Below are 22640 nucleotides of genomic sequence, written 5' to 3' on the forward strand. Positions count from 1 at the left end.
ACAGAAATGGACGCCAAGGAGGTGTGGGCTATGGAATCTGCGGAATCGGCCGAACGGATCAGGCTGGAGATCGAACCCGGATGGTTAAAGGGGAAAGTAGATGAGGCCGTCGAATCATCAGGGACTTGTGAGGTCAGCATTCAGGTGAAGACGCTGAACCCTGCTGCCCGTGAGGCGGTGCTGGCTTATCTGGAGGAAGACCCGCAGGCGTTGTACCGCCTGCTTGCAGGACAGGATGCCCCTTGGCTCGCCGAGCTGGCGCCGTCGCCCCTGCAGGGCGAAGAGCCGGCCGCCGAAACCCGCTGCACCTGCGGCCAAGCGGCCTGCGGGCATGCCGCAGCCTTGCTGGCTGCCGCGGCCCTGCGGCTTGCGGCAGAGCCGCTCCAGCAGCTGACGCTGCTGGGGCTGCCGCGGGAAGCGCTGCTGGCCGGCGTCTTCGACGCCTGGGCTAAAGCAGCCCCGCCGCCGGCAGGCGGCTCTGCCGCAGAGCAGGCCACCCGCGCGAAGGAGAAGGGGCCGTCTGGCCCTTCTCCGGGCGAATGGGTGGCCGAAGCGGCGGCCGAGGGCCGATTGCACCGGCCCGGCCCGCAGCTTAGCGAGCTGGCGGTGCAGTTGTCACCGCCGCCTCCGGCAGATCAGCTGGGCCCCGTCGGCGACTGGACAAGCTTACTGCCAGGCGTTCGCGGCGCTTCCAAAGCGCTCGGCGTGATTGCCCGCGGAGCGGCCAAGCAAGCCGAGCAGAAGCGCCGCAGCTTGAAGTCGCCGTAAGGTTGGGAATCCATCACAGAATTGTTATGAATTTGATAGAAGCGGCACCATAAATCGGGCAATCTGCCGGATATCTGACGTAAACGGAGATGATCCGGCTTGATTCGACAGCTGCTCGTTTGTCCTGCTCATTCTGAATAAGGTACAATGAGTGCAGGACAAACCGTGGGAAAGGAAGAAGCAAAAGATGAATGCATTTTCGGGAAAACGTACACGCTTTACAAGCGTAATGCTGTCATCCTTGCTGTTAGCAGGGGCCATTCTGGCAGGCTGCCAATCGGATGATACCGGTTCCGGTAAGGAACAGGGTCAGGAATTGCAGTCGCCGGCAGAGGGCCAGGAAGGAAACACGCTTCCAGAGGGCGGCTCGGGAAATGGTGAGACAGGGGCTGAGAATCAGCCGGCGGATCCGGTCATGGCGAAGCGCAGCGAGAATGCACTTCAGGCCACGATCCAGGAGAGCGGCGGCAAGCAGGTCGTAACCAACGCAGAGGCCGTTACGGTTGTTGTGAATAAGCAGCGCAGCTTGCCGGATGGTTATGAACCAAGTGATCTCGTGGAGCCGAATGTTCCCTTTTCTTTTGATGAGCCGCATGAAAAACGGCATCTGAGAAAAGAAGCGGCGGACGCGCTCGAGGAATTGTTCGATGCGGCCAAAGCGGACGGCATCGAGCTGCGTGCCGTATCGGGATACCGTTCTTATGCCCGTCAGAAAACGATATACGAGAACAATGTTCGTACCAAAGGGGAAGCCGAGGCTGATCGTGTAAGCGCGGTGCCGGGTACGAGTGAGCATCAGACAGGCCTTACGATTGACGTGTCTAGCCCAAGCGCAGGCAATGCGCTGGAGGAAACGTTCGGTCATACGGAGGAAGGGCAGTGGCTGGCGCAGCGTGCGCCGGAATTCGGCTTCATTATTCGTTATCCGGAAGGGGCGGAGGATATTACCGGCTATGTATACGAGCCGTGGCATATCCGTTATGTAGGCAAGGATCTGGCGCCGGATATTGCCGACAGCGGCTTGACGCTGGAGGAATACTTCGATGAGGCGAACATTAAACTGTAAGCTGTGCTAATAGTCGTAGGATAAACGGGACTTTTTATCCTTGTACCTCGGCTTGCGAATCTATAAAGTAGAACAGGACCTGCGCAAGGCCGGGCGATGTTCTTGTTATACGAATGAATCCCGGAGCGGCTTGGCTCCGGGATTCATTCGTATTTTAAGAGATAAGAAAGCATAAACTTCAGAGGCTTACCATCCTGATCTCGCAAGAAAAACTACCGCTAAATGCGGTCTGTCTTCTGAGAAGGTACGTCGATATACGTTTTTCTTAAGAGTCTAGAATGTCTTTACTTATTTAATGGCGAGTCTTCATAACCGGGATCATCGTAGCCAGTGTCGTTTAGCTTGCCAAGGATGTTCATGTCCTCAATGGTTTTGCGGGTGCGTTCATCTCCATGTTCATGGAGAAAGTGGTAGAGGTTTATCGTTCGTTCATCGTATTGATCGACAGCATCATCATGATCTGCCGACTTATAAGGGACGAATGTCCGTTTAAACGCATACCGATCGCTGCTGCTGACTTCATAGAGGAGCCCCCTCAGCTTTGAGACCTCTTCATCATCCATATATACGACATATTCGTTCGTATCGTTCGGTACATCCTGGATCAGATTGTGATTGACTGAAACATAATACGTCTTTTTATCGTTTGTCATATTAAATCCCTCCAGACTTCGGCAGCTAAGGGCTGCACGGAATAGGACGCGGCTGTAAGCCGACAGTATCCGGCATTGTACTGTCCAGTTTTCTAATCATATACACGTTCGGGACCTGGATGAATCAGCAGCGGAGTTGGAAGGGGCTTCCTTTTTCACATGGGGCAAGGAATTTGGTATGATAGAATCACCATGGCGGCAGTATACTGGACGATGAGGAGCATATCATCACGATGAGTAGTATGTGATCGGTAAAAACATGGGGTAGCGGGGTTTATGGCTAGCTAAAAATCGTTAATAACCTTAATGAAGAGAATATGACAATGTGCCGGCGGCCCGCCGGTGAATCGGGATATGAGAAAGAGGAGGATTCATAAATGAATATTTTACAAAAGCTCAAGGATGGAGCCAACCGCGCAACTGAAAAGGCTCAGCACGTGGTGGAAGTAAATAAGCTCAACAGTCAAATTTCAGAAATCGAACAGCAGAAAAACTCGTATTACTTACAGATGGGTAAAGTATTCTATGAGGGCTACCGTCAGCAGGATATGACGATGGCAGAAAAAGAAATGGTCGAGCTTGCGCAAACCTGCGATGGATTGCAGGAGCAAATCGAAGCGATTCGGAACCGCATTGCGGTCCTCAAGAATGAGCGGGTCTGTGAATGCGGGCGGGTGGTCGCGCTGGACGCGAATTTCTGTCCGTATTGCGGAAACAAGCTCGCTAATTTGATTCACCCCGAGAAGTCAACATCGGAAGAACCATTGGAGCCTGAGCGCAAGATCATGTTTGATAAACATGAATATGCAGCGGCTGAAGAACAACAACAGGAACAGGACCCATTGCATACGTATGATTACCGTTCGAATCCGGATCCATACGAGCCGGACATGTATGAACCGGAGCCGGAACGGCAGCACGAGGACATGGAGCTGTCTGAACCTGAGGTAAATCCGGAACAGCTGCGTATCGAGCAGGAAGAGCAGGAGAAGGAGCGCCGTCACTGGGAAGAACTTGAGCGAGAGCGGGAGAGGCAGCTGGAACTGGACCGCCGCATTCGTTTCTGGCAGGAGAATAACCAAAGTCAGGACTATGTTGGTGATGATGAGGAGACGCGCGATATGGTGAAGTGCCAGATTTGCAGTGTCGACCTGCCAAAAGGCTCGAAATGGTGTCCGCGCTGTGGAGCTGAACAGATTTAAGATATAGGGATTCGGACGATCATGCCCTTGCGCGAGTATGAATAAGACAGTGTGAATGATAGAGCAAGCGTTCGAGCATCTTGGGAGGACTAATATTATGGAACAATTGCTGCATCATTTGCGGAATTTGGGATTTACGGAGATTGAATCGAAAATTATGGTGGACCTTGCTGAGTATGGGCCGGCGGGTGGTTATGAGGTAGCTAAACGACTTGGAGCTTCGCGCTCTAATGTCTATGCAGCCATGCAGCGTTTGGAGCGGCAAGGGGCACTTGAGCGAATGGACGGGGAACCCGTCCGTTACCGCTCGCTGAAGCCGGAGGAATTGACGCGGATGATATCCAGCCGTGTGGAGGCATCACTCGCTTTTGTTGAGAAGAGCTTGCCGCGAGGAAGCGGTACGGCTGCTCCCTTTCTCAGTATGGAGGGAGATCAGGCGGTGCTTGATGTGCTCGTCCGGGAATTGAAGCGAGCGAAACAGGAGATCGTGGTTGACGTCTGGCGTGAAGAAGCGTCGCTTCTGCGTGAACCGCTAGCAGAGGCGGAGGCTAGGGGAGTCAAGGTGCTGTGGGCTTGTGACGGCCCGGACCAGGGACTCTCAAGAACGCTGGCGTGGTCTGGGTGGAACGGCCTTGCAGAGCGCAGAGGAGGCGGCCGGAAATTTTCCTTTGTTGTGGATCGACAGTGGTGCATACTAGGGATGCGCGGCGGGGAATATGATACAGGAGCGGTCATCACGGAGCATCCGGTGCTGGCGGAGCTGCTGCTGCACCATTTTACTCAGGAGATGGTATTGTTCCAGCTTGAACAGGACATGGGTGAGCAGCTGGAAGCCCGTTATGGAGAGCACTTCGGTCTGATTCAGAGCCAGTATCTTAATGCGGAAGCCGAGACTGAAGCTCAGGAAGACCTGGCTGCGGAATCGAAATCCAACTCACTAGCGGATTATGAAGCTGATTCTGACCCAATGGACGGGGATACCAATCGAAATACGGCCTAGGGTTCAGGCTGAGCTCATGAGGACACCCCTCCAGAAGTGACTTTTATCACAGTTAGGCATCATGGTTCATCGTACAATGTAATAAACATATTAGATAGGGACGCCGGGATTTATCTTGGCGTTTATTTGCTTAAGATCACTTAAGATCAGAAACAGGCTGGAATGAAAGTTGCAGCTGGCAGGAGTGCATGAATGCAGCGGTTATAAATCGCAATCATGACAACCAAGAGAAGGGGGATGAATGAGCATGGAATGCATCGTTCATTTTACAGTGGGACATAAGGAAGAACCTAAGAAGCTTCGGGGATTGATTTTTGTTGATAAAGGAGAGAACCCTACAGGTCAGCAGCTGCTCGATATGTTTCATGAAATGGAGTACATGGTGGTACCTGACCCGCATGATGAACTTCTCTTCAAACCGGAGAATCCCACGGAAAGTTATACTTATATACGTGTAAATGAGCTCGATATGGGTCAAGAAAAATATACGGAAGACCGCAATCTGAAATCGCTGCTGAACGAGCTGCTGCCTAAACAACGCACGGGCTTGTAGCGGCCTGCTGGAGATCATACTGATGCTCGCAAAGAAATGAATAAGCCTATCTGCCTTCCGCTGACGTCCGCTGGGATTTGTAAAATCCGCTTGTTATAATGGATGTACGGAAGGGGATGGAGATGTTTATTTTCGCAGGAATTGTGGCATTGTTAATTTATGGCTTGCTGGTTTATTATATTGGCCGAAGCGTATGGAGCTGGATGAAACCGGGTCCATCCATGGTACTCAAATGGATATACATAGTCGTGCTGACCGTGGTATCGACATCGTTTATTTCAGGACGGTTCTTCGGTAACCTCACCGTCCTGAGTGTGATAGGATCGTATTGGATGGCTATTTTCTATGTCCTGATCATCCTTCTCCCGTTGATGCACATCATGCTGTGGCTGCTGAGAATGACGGCATTTCGAAGAGATGGCCTGGAGAAGGCGGCGGGATTTATCGTGTTGGTGCTAATGGTCGTTGTGATCGGTTTCGGTTCTTTTAATGCTTATAGTCCAACGGTCCGCGCTTATGATATTCACGTGGATAAAGAGCCCGGAACATTTGAGGAACTGAATATCGTCATGGCGTCCGATATGCACTTCGGCGTCCTGTCAGGAAGAGCCCACGCTTCACGCATGGTGAAGGAGATCAATGACTTAAAGCCGGATCTGGTATTGTTACCAGGCGATATCATCGATGACGATCTGGATGCATATTTACGCCAGGGGATCGATCAGATTCTGACCGGTATCCAGGCAACATATGGTGTGTATGCCTCGCTTGGCAATCATGACCGATTCGAAGGTGAAATTTCGGAGCTGATCGCGGCTCTTGAGCAGAGCGGCATGACGGTGCTGTATGATGAGAAATTGACGGTGGAGGGCCTGACGCTGATTGGCAGACGGGATAAACAGGATCAGGAGCGGGCCGAATTGTCCACGATCATGGATGGGGCGGATCTATCCAAGCCGATCTTTCTGCTCGATCATCAGCCAAATGCGCTGGAGGAAGCACAGCAGCAGGGCGTAGACCTTATCGTTTCTGGGCACACGCACCGTGGGCAGGTATTCCCGGCACATCTGATTACGGAGGCCATGTTTGAGAATGATTGGGGGTATCTGCAAAAAGGCCGGATGCATTCCATCGTGTCCTCGGGTTACGGTTTCTGGGGACCGCCGATTCGTCTGGGTTCCCGCTCCGAGATTGTACAGATCCATGTGACATTTCAATAGATGAATTTGTTGGACAAAAGCCGTAGCTCCCGATAGTGCTGGGGTATACCGAGTGAACGCAGGTTTAACCGCTGGCGACATGGGGCTGGAAGGAAACGGCAGTGACATCTTGTTCCGCTGGCAGCAAGCTCATGTCGGGACTTATACGCTCCGTATCCAGCTGGTTGATATAAACGGCGATATATCGGTGCCCATTGGTGATCCTCTGGAATGGACCATAAACGTTGTGCTAACAAATTAATGCACAGGAGGGCTGTCCCATGAAAGATATGGGGCGGCTTTTTCCTTTAATTGACCAGTAGTTTATTATTTCCGTAAATTTTCACTTTATTTTTTCATAGAGAATGCGTTATACTTCATTCATTCGGAAATATAACATTTACACGCAAGCATTCTAAGGAATTTGGATATCATACATTTTCTCGTATAGGTGCAGGAATCGGCCTGCATGTCTCTACCCGATCACCGGAAATGATTGGACTACGGGTTATAGCAGCAGCGGACAAGCCAGGTCATTTCCATTTGATCTCTATGGCTCACGGTGCGTTTTTGCTGCTTGTGCCCACTTGTTTCTTTCCCGGCGAATCGGTGAAAGGAGGAAGTGGGCTTTTTTGCTTGGAATGTGAACAAATTTTAAGGGGGAGCATCATGCAATTACTGCAGAACAAAGTGAAAGAGGAAGGCATTGTATTAAGCGGACAGGTACTTAAGGTGGATTCGTTCCTGAACCACCAGATGGATCCGGTATTGATGAAAGAGGTGGGAAAGGAATTTACGCGATTGTTTAAGGAAGCGAACGTGACTCGTGTATTGACCATTGAATCCTCCGGCATCGCGCCCGGCATTATGACCGCCCTTGAGATGGAAGTGCCTCTCATCTTTGCACGGAAGCAGAAGTCGCTGACCCTCCGTGAGGATATATTCGTGGAGAAGGTGTATTCCTTCACCAAGCAGGAGACCAACGAAATTACGGTCGCGAAAAAATTCATCAAGCCTGGCGATAAAGTGCTGATCGTCGATGACTTCCTTGCCAACGGCGAGGCGGCATTCGGGCTTGCCCGAATCGTAGAGCAGGCGGGTGCCGAAGTAGTAGGCATCGGGATCGTTATTGAAAAAGCGTTCCAACCAGGAGGACGCTTGCTGGCCGAAGCGGGTTATCGGGTAGAGTCGCTCGTACGGATTGCATCACTTGAAGATGGCGTAGTGACATTCGCATAGACCGAAAGCTAACAATTTATTGGGGGGAATCAAGAAGCCATGGAACAACAGAAACAAGCGGTGCAAGAACCGATTTTTGATAAAAATCGGAGTCCGGGTAAAACCTTTTCGCTGGGTTTGCAGCATGTATTGGCAATGTACGCAGGGGCAATCATCGTACCGCTTATCGTCGGTGGCGCACTCGGTTTAACGACGGAGCAGTTGACGTATCTCATCGCCATCGACTTGCTGGCATGCGGAGTCGCAACCCTGCTGCAGGTATTCGGCAACAAATACTTCGGTATCGGTCTCCCGGTCATGCTCGGTTGCGCATTTCAGGCCGTAGGTCCGATGATCATTATCGGACAGCAGCACGGGATGTCGGCCATTTACGGAGCGATTATCGCTTCCGGTTTGTTTGTCATTCTGTTCTCCGGTTTATTCGGTAAGCTGATTAAGGTATTCCCGCCTGTCGTTACAGGCTCTGTTGTTACGATTATCGGTTTGACGCTGATTCCCGTAGCCTTGAATGACCTTGGCGGCGGTCAAGGCAGCGAGGATTTCGGCAGCGCGCTCAACATTTCCCTTGGCTTCGGCGTTCTTGCCTTCATTATCATCATGAATCGGTTTGCCAAAGGTTTCTTGCGTTCGATTTCGGTGCTTCTGGGTCTTATTCTAGGCACCGTGGTAGCCGCATTTTACGGTGGAGTGGATTTAACCCCGCTGCGCGAAGCCGGCTGGTTCCGTGCTCCGCAGCCCTTCTTTTTTGGTACGCCGGAGTTTAAGATCGTTCCGATCATGACGATGATTCTGGTGGCGATTGTCAGCGTTGCCGAATCGACGGGCGTATTTATGGCGCTTGGCAAAATTGTGGATCGTGACATCACATCTAAAGATCTGTCCCGTGGTTACCGTGCGGAGGGTCTTGCGATTGTGGTAGGCGGTATTTTCAATTCGTTCCCTTATACCACATACTCTCAAAACGTGGGTCTGATTCAGATGAGCCGTGTGAAGACGCGCGACGTGATCGTTGTGGCAGGCGGCTTGCTGGTCTTGATCGGATTTGTCCCGAAGATTGCGGCTATGACGCAGCTTGTACCGACTTCGGTTCTCGGTGGGGCCATGGTAGCCCTGTTCGGCATGGTTGTATCTTCCGGTATTCGGATGTTAGGAGATCAGGTAGACCTTAACCGTCACGAGAATCTGTTCATTATCGCGTGTTCCGTCGGCATGGGCCTGGGTGTGACAACCGTACCGGGTCTGTTCACGAGTCTGCCTGACAATCTGCGCATTCTTGCCGATAACGGCATTGTGGCAGGCAGCTTGACAGCGATTGTGCTGAACCTGATCTTCAATGGTTTGAGAAATACGAAGCCCACTCGCACAGAGCAAGGGGAAACAGCAGAAGGGCATGCTGCATAACAAACGCCCCTGAAAGCAGCCGGATAACCTCCGGCTGCTTTTTTTTAAGATAAGACAGTATCAACTTCAGAAGCTTACCCTCGTTATCTCGCAAGAATAATTTCTGCGATTAGAGGTTAACTTCTGAGAAAAGGACGTCGATAGACTTTTTTTTGATCCGGTTCCATAGGTTCCAACCAAAAATGGCTGCCTCCCTAGAGTGGAGGCAGCCATTTTTAAGTGAGTTCCCCAAGCTTTATACGCGCTGCATTTGTTTCTCTGCAATATTGCCGATCCAGGGCAGCTTGAACCATTTTCCCTGAATGGCGTTGGCCATAAGCACCAGCCACATCAAGACGCCGACCAGCGCCAGGAGGGCGGAGGCCAGAAGGCCGATGATGGGCACCGCGCTCGATAGCAGGTGAGCGACGGCCAGGACGCCGAAGGCCAGCAAGGACTGCAGAGCATGAAATATGACGTAGCGGCTTCTTTTTTCTAATGAAAGAAACAGAATTCCTCCGACCATGGGAAAAAGATAGCACAGCGTAGCCGCCAGATTCTCGGGAAGTCCTGTGGACGATTTGAAAGGGGACATCTCATCAACTCCTTGTCTTAGACCGGTTCTGGGGTAGGGCAAGCTTTATACCTTACCTTATGAGCCGATGGGACAAAGTATGATGGTTAAATCCCGAACTTATTTCATTTTTAATTGCAGCAGATACTTCACGAGAGCATCTTGCTGCTCCTGCGTAAACCCGCTGCTTTCGTCCACCCAATACTCGTGTCCCTGACCGGTGACATGGGTGTCTCTCAGCCTTGAATCCTTACGGTTCGCCTCGACGACCTGCAGTCTCAGCTTACGGTCTATCAGGGCTTTCAGGCTGTTGTAAGGGTCCGGGTGAATCCCTTTCATAAGCGTCTGCGTTACGCCGGTTTGCGTCAGCTTAGGCCCGACCGCCACGCCGCCGTCGTGCAAATACGGTGCGGACCATCGAAGACCGATCAACCCTTTGACCTTATAACCGCCGCCCGACGGTTTATGGCCGAAACCCAACTCGATCTGCTCGGGGTCGATATCGTCCAGCGGGATTTTGGTTATCTTGGCGTCCGGAGGGATCGGCACAGGCGTATCGGGCGGGTAGAACTCCGCTTCGCCAAAAGCGTTCTGCGTACGCTGAAAAGCCTTGGCCCTTGCAGGCTCGGTACCGATTTCAGCCGCGCGCATAATGCGGTTATTCGTAAAGAATCCGCCAGCGTGGCAAGTGATGCATTGCGCCTTTTTAAATACTTCCGCTCCGAGGTTGATTGTCTTGGCATCGGAGATTTCCATAGGATCCGTCTCAGGCGGACGGATGGTATTCTGATAGGCGGACATGGCATTCACTTGCTCCCCGGCTTTGAATCCCGGCGAGCTGATGTACAGCCCGTTCGGTGCGATGGCTGAAACTTTCGGGAAGTTTGGAATCTTAACTGCCTCATTCACGCCGGGGGTTCCGGGGTTGGGATCCAGCCGGTTAAAGAATTCGGTTGGCTTCAGCCCGCTGCTCGGATCATAGCGAAACTTACGATGGGCTGCGTTTTGCAGAATGGTGCCCACATAAATCTCTTTATCGATCCCCCATAACGGTTCGCTAACCTCGGTTTGACTCAGGGTATCCGTATTTTGGGCGTGAACATTGTTGCTGAAGGTGCTAAGTCCCTTGAAGGGACCCACGGTAGCGAAGCCGCTCCAGCTGTATGGGTGATCGCCCTTTGTAAACATATCGGGAATTTGGGTTACGTCGCTGACCAGATCCACGGTTGTATCGAAAGTGCCGGGCATCCATTTGACCAGATTATCGTCAACGGCTTTCTCTAGCAGGGCGGGATCCGGCAGCGCTTCGGTTTTTCCTTTAGAGTTAACAACCGTACGCTGCTCGTTCTTTACATAATCCACCAGGTTCGCAATGTCCGTATGGGTGAAATATGCCGCGCTATTCGGGGCCAGTGCCAGCATTAAACCGAGGTTCAGATCGGAGTTGGGCGCGCCCTCGACGATCATTCCCGTTTCACGGTTGACGGTTGCATGGCAGGCCATGCAGCTAACGCCGATGCGGGCTTTGCCTTCGGCATATTTAACCGTAACGCCAATGGGGGCATAGGCGCCTTTGGCTACATCAAATCCGGTATCGATCTTGTCCCCCTTGCGGAAGGACTTGCCGCCGACGGTGACATCCTGATCGAGTTCGACTCGTAAATTGGTGGTTCCCCTTCCCTTCAACTCCGCGATGGCTTTGGCAACGTTCTTCAGCTTCATCGGACCGTCGAGTATCCCCAAAATATCGGTTAGGAATACCTCATTGCCAAAGGACTCCTCATATAGGGTACGGCGTCCTAAAGCAAGCAGCTCTTTCGTCACCTCAACCGCGCCATTGGCGGCTGTTAAACGGGGATCTTGATCCTGAAGGGTGGTACCGGGAACCGTAAGCGTTTTGCCCCAGATATCATACTGGCGAATGAAACCTGTTTGCTGGGCTTGAAGCTGCGTAGTATTCTCCAATTTATGTGCCGGCGGTATATAGGCGTATTCCGGCTCCACGATGTAAGCAATAAGCCATAAGGCTCCTACGATGGCGATCGGGATCAGCCATAACAGAAGCCGCTTCGATATTCGCATGTCATATCACCCTTTATAAGCAGGTCTGATGAATCATCTCTTCACTGCCGATATGCAAGGGCTTTAATCTACTTCCACATCATGCCGCAGCGGAGATTCGGCATTCACCTGTTTATCAGGACCTTTTTCCTTCGGAACAAGACGCTCATCCGTCATGCCTCGATGGTGGTTTTCAAAATCATACTCCGCCAGCCGCCACTCCGTGGAGCCCTTCTGCGGATCGAACGGAAATTCCTCGCCGCGTTTTAAATATTCCTCCCGTCCCCATTCATTCGTATATGTTCCGTCTACTTCAACCTCTTCTCGCGAAATAGGGTGGAGATCCTTGTCTTTACCGGACATGTCGCATGCTCCTCTCAGGCTTGATTTTAGAAATGATTCATATCGCATAAAGTAACCAGAAAGAGGAGGTACTATCCACTGTAATTGCATGTAAGTCAGATTACGGACTCGGGAAAGAACTGAATGGGAGGGCAGAAGTTGACGATCTTTCAGCTGTCTGGCCGTGAAGTAGCGGGTTTTGATTTTAAATCATCAAGAATATAGCGCTCCAGCAGAAACCGCGGGTTCTTCCAGCGGCTGACCTTGCTGTCGGCAGTAAATACGACGACCGTATCCAATTGGGGGAAAAGGTAAATTTGCTGCCCTCCATGGCCGTGTGCAAGCGCAAAGGAAGTCCCGTTCTGAATGCCGGTCCACCACTGGAATCCGTAATCGCCAAAGCCGGGATAGCCCTTAACCTGCGGAGCGAGTGCTTGCTTAAGCCATGATTCCGGGATGAGCGTGGTGCCTTGCCACCGTCCTCCATTCAGGCAGCAAAGACCGAATTTGGCCATGTCGCGGGAGGTGAGATAGAGGCCGACGTGACCCATGCTGTGGCCCTCGGGGCTTGGAGACCAGGCGGCATGGCGAATCCCGAGCGGCTCGAATAAATGTTGTCTGGCATAGGCGTAAGCGTCCATTCCTGTACCCTCGCTAATGGCGACTGAGAGCAGATGGGAATCCGTGCTCCGGTATTGAAAGAGGCCCATTTCCTGTTCAATGACAGGAAGGGATAGCGCGAAGCTTGTCCATTTCCGGTTGCGGTGGAATCGGTGAATGAGCGGTTCCCCTAGCTTTTTGCCGGTTTGCCATGCAAAGCCTGAGGTCATCGTCAGCATATGATGAAGGGAAACCTTTTGCAATAGCGGATGGGCTCGTTCGGGAACATATCGACTGAAGATATCGATTGCAGAGGAATTCAGATCAGGCAATTCGCCGCGTGAGCGGGCGATGCCGCATAACACCGACGTAAAACTCTTGGTAGCCGACCTGAGATCATTCAGCGAGGAAACGCCATGACCGTTGTAATAGCGTTCGTAGATGAGTTTGCCGGCATGGAGCAGGAGAAAGCTGCGCATTTTCGGGTATTGTTTCTGAATGATCAGATCGACCTGATCAAGCGTATCAGGGCGAAGCCCTGCCTCTTGAGGATCAGCGGCAGGAATAGGTGAGCCTAAATCGACGGGGGAGTGCAGGATCGACTGTGAGTTCGTCATGATCTGTAAGGCCTCCTTGTATTTGAATATGTTATTCTGAGTATCAATTTGTATATTCGTTGATTTCTGGAGTCGGCGGGAGGTTCGTTTGAATGTATCTTAACCAATTCAGGGCACAAAGGATGACCTGATGAAAAAACATAGTACAAGAAAACATTTTTTGGGAAAGATGAAACAAACAGAAGAATATGATATAATATATTAATGATTCAGTTGCATGCTGTTAGGGTATGTATAGTGTCAGGTGCATTGGTAAGTTGCTGAATATCAACCTAATGGTCACCGTAAGAACTGCAATATGGCTTCAACTTAATGAGGTAGATCTTTTCGGCATTCTCTTTAAACGGAGTAATTTTATTCCACACGTTTTGGGAGGGATCCATCATGGCAACGAAAGGTCACAATGAGGTTAAGGAAAGTCTGCGGGAAATGACACGAATTTTCCGGCCTAAAGATCCGAAAAAATTTGTAAAGGAGTATGTCCGGAAGTACCATATTATGGGGGGCTATGAAGAAGAGCTTACTCTTGTTGTTGAGCATGAACTTGGCAAGCTGAATTCCTCCGTTTCGTAACCTGTAACAGCACCTGGTCTATAGAAATATCACCAACACGCATCGCATCTTCACCTTGTTAATGACTAATGATATGAACCATTTAGAGTTTATGGTTAAACCGTTTTTGGGACAAATGTCCCGAAAACGGTTTTTTTGCGTTGGCCAGTCTCTTTTAAGTCAACAGGCTCATACTTCCTCGAAAGTCCATTTCCTAGGGGTATTTTGCATCGGTCCCTACATATATTGTTAGCAATCGATCCGTAAAGGATATAAGGGAGTGGACAGATGTGAGGACACAGCTCAGACGGAAGGAAGAAATCGGATATATCCGCGAGGCGGGACGTATATTGGCTGCGTGTCACCGTGAAATAGCGAAAGTCATCAAACCGGGGATCACAACGGGCGAGATCGATGCCAGGGTCGAGAGGTTTTTGGAGAAGAACGGGGCTCTTCCCGAGCAAAAAGGATATAAAGGATTTCCATACGCAACTTGTGCTTCGGTCAACGAGGTGGTGTGCCATGGATTCCCCGACCAGCGGCCGCTGCAATCCGGGGATGTTGTGACCATTGATATGGTGGTGAATAAGAACGGGTGGCTGGCGGACTCCGGCTGGACCTATGCGGTAGATAGGGTTTCAACGGAAGTAAGCCGGCTGATGAAACACACCCATGAAGCCCTGTTTAAAGGGATCGAGGCCGCCCGGCACGGTGCAACCTTGGGCGACGTGGGTCATGCGATTGAGCAGGTTGCCGAAAGGGAAGGCTACGGGATCGTTAAATCGCTTGTCGGTCATGGCATCGGCCGTGCCATCCACGAACCGCCCGATGTGCCGAACTATGGAGTTCCCGGAAGGGGACTCAAACTCAAGGAAGGAATGGTCATTACCATCGAACCCGTTTTTACCCTGGGCCCCTCGGGCGCCGTGTTCTGGGGGGATGATGGCTGGACCATTTCCAGTGCGGATGGATCGGTGGGTGTCCAGTATGAGCATACGATTGCCATTACGCGTGGAGAAGCGGTTATCCTGACGGATTAAGATTCCGAAAAATATACCATAATAATAGGAGGTTTTCTTCGTGAGGCTGTCTGGGATTTTCGAAGAACACCTCCTTATAGTATGGGTGTCCAGATAAATGGGGGAAGGCTGCATATAGATTCAAAAAGGCGGAAATGACTGTATATATAGCTATGAAGGCTGTCGCTGACGGGGTGTGAAGAATGTCGAATGATGGGTCACAGGAGGGGGGATACGGTTTGAAAGCGATTGCAAAATCAGTAATGGCGCGACTTTGACGACTTTTCGAACAATTTGTGAACTCCCTGTGAATGATTGACAAAAGCAACCCATGAACTTATATTTAATAAGTGATTGCTTTAATTGACAGGATTACTTCATCCGTGATTGTGCAGGTAGATTACCGCTGTTTGCGCCGGATGGTAGTCTACGAAAATCGGAAAAGTGGGGTAGATCAATGATGAAACGGTGGCAGGCTGTAAAGCGTCTTCTTCCTTTGATGGCCATGTTTGCTTTGGTGTTATCCGGCTGCGGCCGAGAGGATTTGTCGGTCTTAAGACCACAAGGTCCGGTAGCACAAGGTCAACTGGATTTAATTAAGCTCTCCATTTCGATTATGATCGTCGTAATGGTTGTGGTATTTGGAATCGCCGCATACGTGCTTGTTAAATTCCGTCGAAAGAAGGGACAAGATGAAATTCCTGAGCAAGTAGAAGGTAACCATAAGCTGGAGATTATTTGGACGGCGATTCCGCTGCTCTTGGTACTCGTGCTTGCAGTTCCTACTATTCAAAAGGTATTTGCTTATGGAGAGAACGACTGGAACAATCCAGATGCAGTTAAGGTGGAAGTTACTTCTCATCAGTTCTGGTGGGAGTTCAATTATCCAGACTACGGCGTAAGAACCGCTCAAGAGCTGGTTATTCCTGTAGGCAAGAAAATTGCTTTCCAATTAAAAACGAATGATGTGCTTCACTCCTTCTGGGTACCATCGCTCGGCGGCAAGATGGATACAAACACAGAAGGCAGCGTTAACTACATGACTCTGGTTGCTGACAAAGCAGATACATACATTGGTAAATGCGCAGAGTTGTGCGGTCCTTCTCACGGCTTCATGGAATTCCGGGTGAAAGCGGTTGACGATGCGGCATTTGACAAATGGGTTGCGGCATTTAAAGAACCTGCTGTGCTTCCTGCCGATGCGGCACTCGCCGAGAAATTCAAGACCAACTGCCTTTCTTGCCACGCTGTGGGCGACCAAGGCGGAGCCATGGGTCCTAACCTGACCGGCATTGGATCACGTGAGACGATTGCGAGTATCTTGCTGAACGACATAAGCGGCAAACCAGGCACAAAGCCGACGAAAGACAACCTGGTGGAATGGCTGATGGAGCCTCAGGCTGTAAAACCTGGCAACACGATGCCTAATCCGAAGGATCTCGGCTTCAGTGACGAAGAAATCGAGCAGATTGCCGATTACTTGGCCAATTATAAGTTGGATTATTAATACAGCAGCAAGAACTTTAAAAGGGGGTACAAACCTTGGCTCACGCTCATGCTCAAAGCCATAGCGTCAAACGCTACACGGGGTTAATGGATTGGCTTACAACCGTTGACCACAAGAAAATCGGGATATTATACCTGATAGCGGGCGGCTTCTTCTTCGGGATTGGCGGTATTGAAGCGATTCTGATTCGCTTGCAGCTGATCAAGCCGATGAACGATCTGGTATCGGCTCAAGTATTTAACGAATTGATAACAATGCACGGAACGACAATGATCTTCCTTGGCGTTATGCCAGTTATCTTCGCCTTGATGAACGCGGTTATTCCGCTTCAGATCGGTGCACGTGACGTCGCATTTCCATTTTTGAACTCGCTTGGATTTTGGACGTTTTTGTTCGGTGGACTTTTGCTCAATCTTAGCTGGATTATGGGCGGCGCGCCTGATGCGGGCTGGACATCCTATACACCGCTTTCTACAAATGACTACTCGTCCACGCACGGTGTAGACTTTTATACCATAGGTCTTCAGATTGCAGGTCTGGGTACGTTGATCGGTGGTATCAACTTCCTGGCTACCATCATAACAATGCGTGCACCTGGAATGTCCTTCATGAGAATGCCAATGTTTACATGGACGGCTTTCATTACATCGGCCATGATCCTGTTCGCATTCCCTGCAATTACAGTAGGTCTCGTATTGCTTAGCTTTGACCGTTTGCTCGGTGCCAATTTCTTTGATGTTGCGGCTGGCGGTAGCCCCGTATTGTGGCAGCATATTTTCTGGATCTTCGGTCACCCTGAAGTTTACATTCTGATTTTGCCGGCGTTCGGTATTATCTCCGAAGTTATTCCGACATTCTCCCGTAAACGTTTGTTCGGATACAGCTCCATGGTATTTGCAACCATCCTGATCGCCTTCTTGGGCTTCATGGTTTGGGCTCACCATATGTTTACGACGGGTCTTGGACCTGTAGCGAATGCGCTCTTCTCCATCGCAACGATGTTGATTGCCGTTCCTACCGGTATCAAAATCTTTAACTGGCTCTTTACGATGTGGGGCGGTCAAATCCGCTTTACCAGTGCAAACCTGTTCGCGATCGGTTTCGTACCGACCTTCGTTATGGGTGGGGTTACCGGTGTCATGCTGGCATCTGCTCCTGCAGACTTCCAGTTCCATGATACGTACTTCGTTGTAGCTCACTTCCACTACGTTATCGTTGGGGGTCTGGTATTCGGTTTGTTTGCCGGATTGCATTACTGGTGGCCAAAAATGTTCGGTCGCGTACTGAACGAAACGCTTGGCAAATGGACGTTCTGGTTGTTCGCAATCGGCTTCCATATGACATTCTTCGTACAGCATTTCCTTGGATTGCTCGGTATGCAGCGGCGGATTGTCTCATATCTGCCGAACCAGAATTTTGACGAACTTAACTTTATCAGTACCATCGGCGCAATCTTGATGGGAATCGGCGTTTTGGCCTTCTTGGCAAACGTTGTGATTACTTCGAGAAAACCGGTTGGTGCTCCGGCCGATCCATGGGAAGATGGCCGTACGCTCGAGTGGAGTATTCCTTCTCCACCGCCAGAGTACAACTTTAAGCAAATTCCGCTTGTTCGCGGCATTGACGCTTATTGGAAAGAGAAGATGGCGGGCAATAAAGAGATGACACCATCCGAACCGGTTGGTCCGATCCACATGCCTTCGCCAAGTATCCTTCCGTTTGTGATGTCACTGGGTCTGTTTATCGCGGGTCTTGGTTTCATGTTTAGCACGGAGGACTTCTCGAATTCGTTCATGAGCTTAATCTTCAATAAATATATCGTTCTGATTGTTGGTCTTCTGATTACGTTCGCGGCAATGATCGCTCGTTCCCTGTACGATGATCATGGATATCACATCGAAGTTGAAGAACTGGAAGGGGAGGGTAAAGCATGAGTCACGCTGAACATGTAAACGGCGAACTTCCTCACGAGCCGGAGAAGGCAACACTCGAAGGCCGTAATAAGGTTCTTGGTTTCTGGCTCTTCCTCGGTGGAGAGGCCGTGCTCTTCGGTACGTTGTTTGCAACGTTCCTGGCGCTTCGCGGGCAGAACAACGAAGGCCCAACCGCAGCCGAGCTGTTCTCTCTGCCGATTACGGCAGCAGCAACGCTGATATTGCTTGTCAGTTCCTTGACCAGTGTGTTCGCCATTCAGGCGCTCCACCGTCACAATATCGAGAAGCTGAAGTTGTGGCTGATCGTAACCGTTGTTCTGGGTCTTGGGTTCCTTGGCCTTGAGATTTATGAGTTCTATGAATATGTTGTGCATGAATCGTTTAACATGAAGACGAGTGCATTCTCGTCTGCATTCTATACGCTGGTTGGCTTCCACGGTGCCCACGTTGCTTTCGGGGTTGTGTGGATCAGCCTGTTGATCGCTCAGCTGTACAGAAAAGGGTTAACCGTGGTTACAGCACCTAAGGTATATGTTTCTGCCATGTATTGGCACTTTATCGACGTTGTATGGGTGTTCATCTTCTCGGTCGTATACCTTCTTGGAAAGGTGGGCTAAGGAATGACTGCGAATCAACAATCTAATGAGGGGCCTACAGTTAAACACCGCCATCGTGTGGAAGGCCCTGAGAAACACATTGTTGTCTTTATTTTCTCCATTGTCCTGACTGCGATTGCTTTTGCGGCCGTCGCAGCCGGTGGCATCAACACAGCATTTACGATCATCATTTTGCTGGTTATGGCTGTGTTGCAGGTGTTCGTGCAAATGGGTTACTGGATGCACTTGAAGGACAAAGGGCATCTGATGCCAATCCTGTTTATGATTGGCGGGTTCTTCGTAGCTAGTACCTGTATTGTCATGGCACTGTTCTGGGTTTGGTGGTAAAATGAAAAAGAGGTGGGCTACTTCAGCCCCCTCTTTTTTTAAATCGTAGGAAGGTGTCACAATTTAGACAGAATTTAACCCGTTATGGGGAGGTTTTTGCATGCTGGGCTTAGAATATTTTAGTTTTGCAGATAAATGGAGTCCCTTGTTCCTGGCATTTATGCTGCTCGTAACAGCAGGCTACTTCCTGTTGACCGGGCCGCTGAGCAGTCGATTCGAAGGGAGTGCTCCGGTTTCCGCTGGAAGGAAAACACTGTTTGTAGGTGGTATGCTTGCGTTCTATCTTGCACAGGGTGGACCCATTGAACTGCTGGGGCATACGATGTTCTCGTTTCACATGGTCAGTATGGCAATGTCCTATTTAATGGCGATGCCGCTCTTGATTCTGGGTATTCCTGTTTGGATGTGGCGGGCCTTCGATAAGGTCAATCCGTTTAAGAAGCTCGGTTTCCTTGCGCGTCCGATTGTTGCCGCGGTTCTGTTTAACGGCTTGTTTTCTTTTTATCACATCCCGGTTATCCATGATTTTGTTATGTTGAATTTCTGGGTGCACCGTTTGTACTATCTAATCCTGTTTATCGCCTCGCTGCTGATGTGGTGGGCCATTATTAACCCGATCCCGGAGAAGGACAAGTCTTCAGGGCTTTTGAAAATGGGATACATCTTTCTCAATATGGTCTTGCTGACTCCGGCGTGTGGGCTCATTATTTTCTCAAGCGAGCCGATGTACGCAACCTACAGCGATCCTGTGGTATGGGCGAAGGCGATGGGATACTGCGTAGCTAGTGATACCTCGGCATTGCTCAGTAAATTTGGCGGACCTGAGTTCTTCGGCTATCTGGAGCCTGCGATTGACCAGCGAGTGGGCGGGATCATCATGAAGTTTTTCCAAGAGATCATTTTTGCCTCGATGCTGGCCTATGTGTTCTTTCATTGGTACAAACGAGAAAATCAGGAAGACGATCCTTTGCCTAGCGAGATTCCTCCCGGCAAGCTCAATCAGGCGTAAGAGAATTATTGAAGGGGGATCCATATGGATTGGTTTTTTATATTTCCCACGGTCAGTACAACGTTTATTGTCATTAGCGCCGTGCTGGTAGCGATTGGCTGGGGTCTTATTATTAAGGGGAAGCGCGAAGCCCACAAGAAAGTGATGATCTGGGCGGCCGTCGCTGCGGTCATCTTCTTTATCATCTATTCCTCGCGCACCGTATTCATCGGCAACACGTCATGGGGGGGGCCCGATGATCTGCAACCGTATTATCAGGTATTCCTGGTCTTCCACATTGTGCTGGCTACCGTAGCAGCGGTCTTCGGGATTACGACATTGACCCTCGGCTTCAAGGAGAAGTATTCCAAGCACCGCAAGTGGGGGAGGGTCACGTCGATCATCTGGTTCTTTACCGCTATTACCGGCGTGGCCGTGTATACCTTGCTGTACCTGTTATATCCGGGCGGGCATACCCAGCCTGTATGGAAAGTGATATTTGGAATGTAATGGTAGGAGAACACCCGTCAGAGAAATCTGGCGGGTGTTTTTTTAGTACGCCCAGCATGGACGTCATCTCTAGGGTGAGAGTCCCGAACGGGGGCTGGCGAGCGCCTACCGTTAGCCAAGGGCAAGGGTGTCCACCGCGAGGTGGAATCTGAAGGAAGCCGGAGGCAAAAGCACGGGCCAAGGTACACGAACTGGATTTGAGGCAGAGATAGCCGGATGAGTTGCCTAAACACAACGAAATCCTAAGCCGCCAAGGGCTATCTCTGTAAACTCCAGTGGCCGCGGGCAGAAAGATGGCGTTCTTATCTGGGGAGGCCTGCGGGAGAAAAAAAAACGCGAAGTTACTTCGTAACCGTAACCGAGAGGTTACGCTGAACCCGCAGGAGTCAGCAGAGGCCATAGTACGGGAGTAACGGGACGCCGGAAACCGGAAGGGCCGAACCGAAAGGAGAGAGGAAACCGATGCGTTCGCATGAAGAGCAACGACAGCAGAATATCTCGCGAGAGAGCTTGCGGCAAAGAGAAGCGGTGAAGCCGTCAGGGTATGCCGGAGCGCCGAGTTCTTCGTCGGCACAAGTCGCCCCTTCCTCTCGCGAAGCACAAAACGACCTGCTGGAGCGAATGCTCGAAGGCCAAAACCTTCGACTCGCCTACAAACGAGTGGTCCAAAATGGAGGAGCCCCCGGTGTGGACGGTGTAACAGTAGCTGAGCTACAAGCTTACCTGAAAACACACTATGAAACGGTGAAAACCGAACTTCTGGCGGGAGCCTACAGACCTGCGCCAGTCAGACGGATGGAAATCCCCAAACCCGGAGGCGGCGTACGGCTGCTGGGTATCCCGACCGTGATGGACCGCTTCCTCCAGCAAGCGCTTCTGCAAGTGATGAACCCGATCTTTGATCCGACCTTTTCCTGGTACAGCTATGGCTTCAGACCGGGAAAACGCGCCCATAACGCGGTAAGGCAAGCACAGCGCTATATCCAAAGTGGCCGGAGATGGGTCGTGGATATGGACCTTGAGAAATTCTTTGACCAGGTGAACCACGACATGTTGATGGCAAGGGTCGCGAGAAAAGTAACGGACAAGCGTGTCTTGAAACTGATCCGTGCATACTTGAACGCTGGCGTGTTGACAGAAGGCGGGTTGGAACGAGCGGAAGAAGGCACGCCACAAGGCGGTCCATTAAGTCCGCTTTTGGCGAACATTCTGCTGGACGATCTGGATCAAGAATTGACAAGGCGAGGTTTACGATTCGTCCGCTATGCGGACGATGTTAACATCTTTGTGGGGAGCAAACGAGCCGGAGAACGCGTCAAGGAATCGATAAGTCGCTATGTAGAAGGAAAGTTGAAACTGAAAGTGAACCGGGAGAAAAGCGCGGTAGACCGGCCATGGAAGCGAAAGCTACTGGGATTTAGTTTTCTGTCGAACCAAGAGGCGACGATTCGGCTAGCTCCCAAAACGATCGCTCGATTCAAGGAGAGGATACGGGAGCTAACAAATCGAACGCGGCCGATCCCGATGGAAAAGAGGATCCAGAGGCTAAACCGATACATGATGGGTTGGCTCGGCTATTTCCGACTAGCCTCGGCGAAAAGGCATCTCCAAGTTTTGGACCAATGGATTCGCAGACGTCTTCGAATGTGTCTGTGGAAACAGTGGAAGCGAGTGCGAACGCGAATGCGCGAACTTCGAGCACTTGGTGTACCGAAGTGGGCCTGCCGGGTGATGGCAAATTCGCGCCGAGGTGCATGGGAAATGTCCCGGAACATGAATAATGCCCTCCCGACTTCCTACTGGGAAGCGAAAGGGCTAAGGAGTTTACTTTCTCGGTATTTGGAGCTTTGTTAACCTTTCGGAACCGCCGTATGCGGACCCGCATGTACGGTGGTGTGAGAGGACGGGGGTTTGTCGCCCCCTCCTACTCGA

The 22640-nt window shown here is 50.8% G+C and carries 23 protein-coding genes and 1 riboswitch; of the genes, 18 read left to right on the forward strand and 5 right to left on the reverse strand.

Translation table 11 applies throughout. The features are described from left to right. Positions 1 to 30 precede the first annotated feature (30 nt). Positions 31 to 768 carry a hypothetical protein gene (locus PLA01S_RS29515; protein WP_127595776.1) on the forward strand — a complete coding sequence of 246 codons (738 nt, stop codon included), beginning with the start codon at positions 31 to 33 and terminating at the stop codon, positions 766 to 768. A 187-nt stretch (positions 769 to 955) separates the two neighbouring features. Beyond that, a complete protein-coding gene (locus PLA01S_RS29520; RefSeq protein WP_127595779.1) occupies positions 956 to 1834 on the forward strand; it encodes a M15 family metallopeptidase in 879 nt (292 codons plus the stop codon). A gap of 284 nt (positions 1835 to 2118) precedes the next feature. On the opposite strand, the gene PLA01S_RS29525 is transcribed toward PLA01S_RS29520, so the two are convergent. Then, on the reverse strand, positions 2119 to 2487 hold the full coding sequence (locus PLA01S_RS29525; RefSeq protein ID WP_127595782.1) for a hypothetical protein: 369 nt from the start codon (positions 2485 to 2487) through the stop codon (positions 2119 to 2121). Positions 2488 to 2864: 377 nt separating this feature from the next. Between PLA01S_RS29525 and PLA01S_RS29530 the strand changes: the two genes are divergently transcribed. From PLA01S_RS29530 to PLA01S_RS29560, 7 genes are all read left to right on the forward strand, one after another. Beyond that, positions 2865 to 3689 carry a zinc ribbon domain-containing protein gene (locus tag PLA01S_RS29530; RefSeq protein ID WP_127595785.1) on the forward strand — a complete coding sequence of 275 codons (825 nt, stop codon included), beginning with the start codon at positions 2865 to 2867 and terminating at the stop codon, positions 3687 to 3689. A gap of 97 nt (positions 3690 to 3786) precedes the next feature. Continuing rightward, positions 3787 to 4689 (forward strand): TrmB family transcriptional regulator, encoded by a 903-nt coding sequence (locus PLA01S_RS29535; RefSeq protein WP_127595788.1) that lies wholly within the window; start codon positions 3787 to 3789, stop codon positions 4687 to 4689. 247 nt (positions 4690 to 4936) lie between these two features. Further along, positions 4937 to 5242: a hypothetical protein gene (locus PLA01S_RS29540; protein ID WP_174819274.1), complete on the forward strand. Its 306-nt coding sequence runs from the start codon at positions 4937 to 4939 to the stop codon at positions 5240 to 5242. A gap of 122 nt (positions 5243 to 5364) precedes the next feature. Further along, positions 5365 to 6462 (forward strand): metallophosphoesterase, encoded by a 1098-nt coding sequence (locus PLA01S_RS29545; RefSeq protein WP_174819275.1) that lies wholly within the window; start codon positions 5365 to 5367, stop codon positions 6460 to 6462. A gap of 52 nt (positions 6463 to 6514) precedes the next feature. Then, positions 6515 to 6703, forward strand: a complete 189-nt coding sequence (locus PLA01S_RS29550) for a hypothetical protein (RefSeq protein WP_246059930.1) — start codon at positions 6515 to 6517, stop codon at positions 6701 to 6703. A 161-nt stretch (positions 6704 to 6864) separates the two neighbouring features. Then, positions 6865 to 6965, forward strand: a riboswitch (purine riboswitch). A 145-nt stretch (positions 6966 to 7110) separates the two neighbouring features. Then, positions 7111 to 7680: a xanthine phosphoribosyltransferase gene (locus PLA01S_RS29555; protein WP_009593434.1), complete on the forward strand. Its 570-nt coding sequence runs from the start codon at positions 7111 to 7113 to the stop codon at positions 7678 to 7680. A 39-nt stretch (positions 7681 to 7719) separates the two neighbouring features. Next, positions 7720 to 9081 (forward strand): nucleobase:cation symporter-2 family protein, encoded by a 1362-nt coding sequence (locus tag PLA01S_RS29560; RefSeq protein ID WP_127595796.1) that lies wholly within the window; start codon positions 7720 to 7722, stop codon positions 9079 to 9081. A gap of 235 nt (positions 9082 to 9316) precedes the next feature. Here PLA01S_RS29560 and PLA01S_RS29565 read toward each other — a convergent pair whose 3' ends face one another. From PLA01S_RS29565 to PLA01S_RS29580, 4 genes are all read right to left on the reverse strand, one after another. After that, a complete protein-coding gene (locus PLA01S_RS29565; RefSeq protein ID WP_100540077.1) occupies positions 9317 to 9655 on the reverse strand; it encodes a DUF4870 domain-containing protein in 339 nt (112 codons plus the stop codon). 99 nt (positions 9656 to 9754) lie between these two features. Continuing rightward, complete coding sequence (locus tag PLA01S_RS29570) at positions 9755 to 11716, reverse strand: electron transport protein (protein WP_127595799.1); 1962 nt, start codon at positions 11714 to 11716, stop codon at positions 9755 to 9757. Between the two features lie 63 nt (positions 11717 to 11779). After that, positions 11780 to 12058, reverse strand: coding sequence for a transposase (locus PLA01S_RS29575; RefSeq protein ID WP_076326002.1), 279 nt, complete (start codon positions 12056 to 12058; stop codon positions 11780 to 11782). A gap of 149 nt (positions 12059 to 12207) precedes the next feature. Then, complete coding sequence (locus PLA01S_RS29580) at positions 12208 to 13254, reverse strand: serine hydrolase domain-containing protein (protein WP_127595802.1); 1047 nt, start codon at positions 13252 to 13254, stop codon at positions 12208 to 12210. Positions 13255 to 13638: 384 nt separating this feature from the next. Between PLA01S_RS29580 and PLA01S_RS29585 the strand changes: the two genes are divergently transcribed. From PLA01S_RS29585 to ltrA, 9 genes are all read left to right on the forward strand, one after another. Next, entirely contained in the window at positions 13639 to 13827 is a 189-nt protein-coding gene (locus PLA01S_RS29585) for a hypothetical protein (protein WP_006208082.1), read from the forward strand. Positions 13828 to 14096: 269 nt separating this feature from the next. Next, a complete protein-coding gene (gene map / locus PLA01S_RS29590) occupies positions 14097 to 14846 on the forward strand; it encodes a type I methionyl aminopeptidase (RefSeq protein ID WP_127595805.1) in 750 nt (249 codons plus the stop codon). Between the two features lie 436 nt (positions 14847 to 15282). Beyond that, the gene (gene coxB / locus PLA01S_RS29595) at positions 15283 to 16332 is read left to right on the forward strand and encodes a cytochrome c oxidase subunit II (RefSeq protein ID WP_100540082.1); all 1050 of its coding nucleotides are present in this window, start codon (positions 15283 to 15285) and stop codon (positions 16330 to 16332) included. Between the two features lie 86 nt (positions 16333 to 16418). After that, on the forward strand, positions 16419 to 18266 hold the full coding sequence (ctaD, locus tag PLA01S_RS29600; RefSeq protein WP_371860473.1) for a cytochrome c oxidase subunit I: 1848 nt from the start codon (positions 16419 to 16421) through the stop codon (positions 18264 to 18266). Beyond that, positions 18263 to 18883: a cytochrome (ubi)quinol oxidase subunit III gene (locus PLA01S_RS29605; protein WP_009590523.1), complete on the forward strand. Its 621-nt coding sequence runs from the start codon at positions 18263 to 18265 to the stop codon at positions 18881 to 18883. Before ctaD ends, PLA01S_RS29605 begins: the two co-directional genes overlap by 4 nt. A gap of 3 nt (positions 18884 to 18886) precedes the next feature. Next, positions 18887 to 19210: a cytochrome C oxidase subunit IV family protein gene (locus tag PLA01S_RS29610; protein WP_071222061.1), complete on the forward strand. Its 324-nt coding sequence runs from the start codon at positions 18887 to 18889 to the stop codon at positions 19208 to 19210. 100 nt (positions 19211 to 19310) lie between these two features. Then, positions 19311 to 20219 carry a cytochrome c oxidase assembly factor CtaG gene (ctaG, locus tag PLA01S_RS29615; RefSeq protein ID WP_127595808.1) on the forward strand — a complete coding sequence of 303 codons (909 nt, stop codon included), beginning with the start codon at positions 19311 to 19313 and terminating at the stop codon, positions 20217 to 20219. Positions 20220 to 20243: 24 nt separating this feature from the next. After that, on the forward strand, positions 20244 to 20708 hold the full coding sequence (locus PLA01S_RS29620; RefSeq protein WP_098741840.1) for a DUF420 domain-containing protein: 465 nt from the start codon (positions 20244 to 20246) through the stop codon (positions 20706 to 20708). A gap of 462 nt (positions 20709 to 21170) precedes the next feature. After that, positions 21171 to 22562: a group II intron reverse transcriptase/maturase gene (ltrA, locus tag PLA01S_RS29625; RefSeq protein WP_127595811.1), complete on the forward strand. Its 1392-nt coding sequence runs from the start codon at positions 21171 to 21173 to the stop codon at positions 22560 to 22562. Positions 22563 to 22640 lie beyond the last annotated feature (78 nt).

Source organism: Paenibacillus lautus NBRC 15380, assembly GCF_004000945.1.
In the GTDB taxonomy this organism is placed as follows: domain Bacteria; phylum Bacillota; class Bacilli; order Paenibacillales; family Paenibacillaceae; genus Paenibacillus_AQ; species Paenibacillus_AQ lautus.

Excerpts from the sequence above, each read along its gene's own strand:
- PLA01S_RS29610 (WP_071222061.1), top strand. The coding sequence starts at position 18,887 with ATGACTGCGAATCAACAATCTAATGAGGGGCCTACAGTTAAACACCGC.
- coxB (WP_100540082.1), top strand. The coding sequence starts at position 15,283 with ATGATGAAACGGTGGCAGGCTGTAAAGCGTCTTCTTCCTTTGATGGCC.
- PLA01S_RS29545 (WP_174819275.1), top strand. The coding sequence starts at position 5,365 with ATGTTTATTTTCGCAGGAATTGTGGCATTGTTAATTTATGGCTTGCTG.
- ctaD (WP_371860473.1), top strand. The coding sequence starts at position 16,419 with ATGGATTGGCTTACAACCGTTGACCACAAGAAAATCGGGATATTATAC.
- PLA01S_RS29560 (WP_127595796.1), top strand. The coding sequence starts at position 7,720 with ATGGAACAACAGAAACAAGCGGTGCAAGAACCGATTTTTGATAAAAAT.
- PLA01S_RS29605 (WP_009590523.1), top strand. The coding sequence starts at position 18,263 with ATGAGTCACGCTGAACATGTAAACGGCGAACTTCCTCACGAGCCGGAG.
- PLA01S_RS29575 (WP_076326002.1), bottom strand. The coding sequence starts at position 12,058 with ATGTCCGGTAAAGACAAGGATCTCCACCCTATTTCGCGAGAAGAGGTT.
- PLA01S_RS29585 (WP_006208082.1), top strand. The coding sequence starts at position 13,639 with ATGGCAACGAAAGGTCACAATGAGGTTAAGGAAAGTCTGCGGGAAATG.
- PLA01S_RS29580 (WP_127595802.1), bottom strand. The coding sequence starts at position 13,254 with ATGACGAACTCACAGTCGATCCTGCACTCCCCCGTCGATTTAGGCTCA.
- PLA01S_RS29520 (WP_127595779.1), top strand. The coding sequence starts at position 956 with ATGAATGCATTTTCGGGAAAACGTACACGCTTTACAAGCGTAATGCTG.
- PLA01S_RS29515 (WP_127595776.1), top strand. The coding sequence starts at position 31 with ATGGAATCTGCGGAATCGGCCGAACGGATCAGGCTGGAGATCGAACCC.
- PLA01S_RS29540 (WP_174819274.1), top strand. The coding sequence starts at position 4,937 with ATGGAATGCATCGTTCATTTTACAGTGGGACATAAGGAAGAACCTAAG.
- ltrA (WP_127595811.1), top strand. The coding sequence starts at position 21,171 with ATGCGTTCGCATGAAGAGCAACGACAGCAGAATATCTCGCGAGAGAGC.
- PLA01S_RS29620 (WP_098741840.1), top strand. The coding sequence starts at position 20,244 with ATGGATTGGTTTTTTATATTTCCCACGGTCAGTACAACGTTTATTGTC.
- PLA01S_RS29530 (WP_127595785.1), top strand. The coding sequence starts at position 2,865 with ATGAATATTTTACAAAAGCTCAAGGATGGAGCCAACCGCGCAACTGAA.
- PLA01S_RS29535 (WP_127595788.1), top strand. The coding sequence starts at position 3,787 with ATGGAACAATTGCTGCATCATTTGCGGAATTTGGGATTTACGGAGATT.
- PLA01S_RS29525 (WP_127595782.1), bottom strand. The coding sequence starts at position 2,487 with ATGACAAACGATAAAAAGACGTATTATGTTTCAGTCAATCACAATCTG.
- ctaG (WP_127595808.1), top strand. The coding sequence starts at position 19,311 with ATGCTGGGCTTAGAATATTTTAGTTTTGCAGATAAATGGAGTCCCTTG.
- PLA01S_RS29570 (WP_127595799.1), bottom strand. The coding sequence starts at position 11,716 with ATGCGAATATCGAAGCGGCTTCTGTTATGGCTGATCCCGATCGCCATC.
- PLA01S_RS29565 (WP_100540077.1), bottom strand. The coding sequence starts at position 9,655 with ATGTCCCCTTTCAAATCGTCCACAGGACTTCCCGAGAATCTGGCGGCT.
- PLA01S_RS29555 (WP_009593434.1), top strand. The coding sequence starts at position 7,111 with ATGCAATTACTGCAGAACAAAGTGAAAGAGGAAGGCATTGTATTAAGC.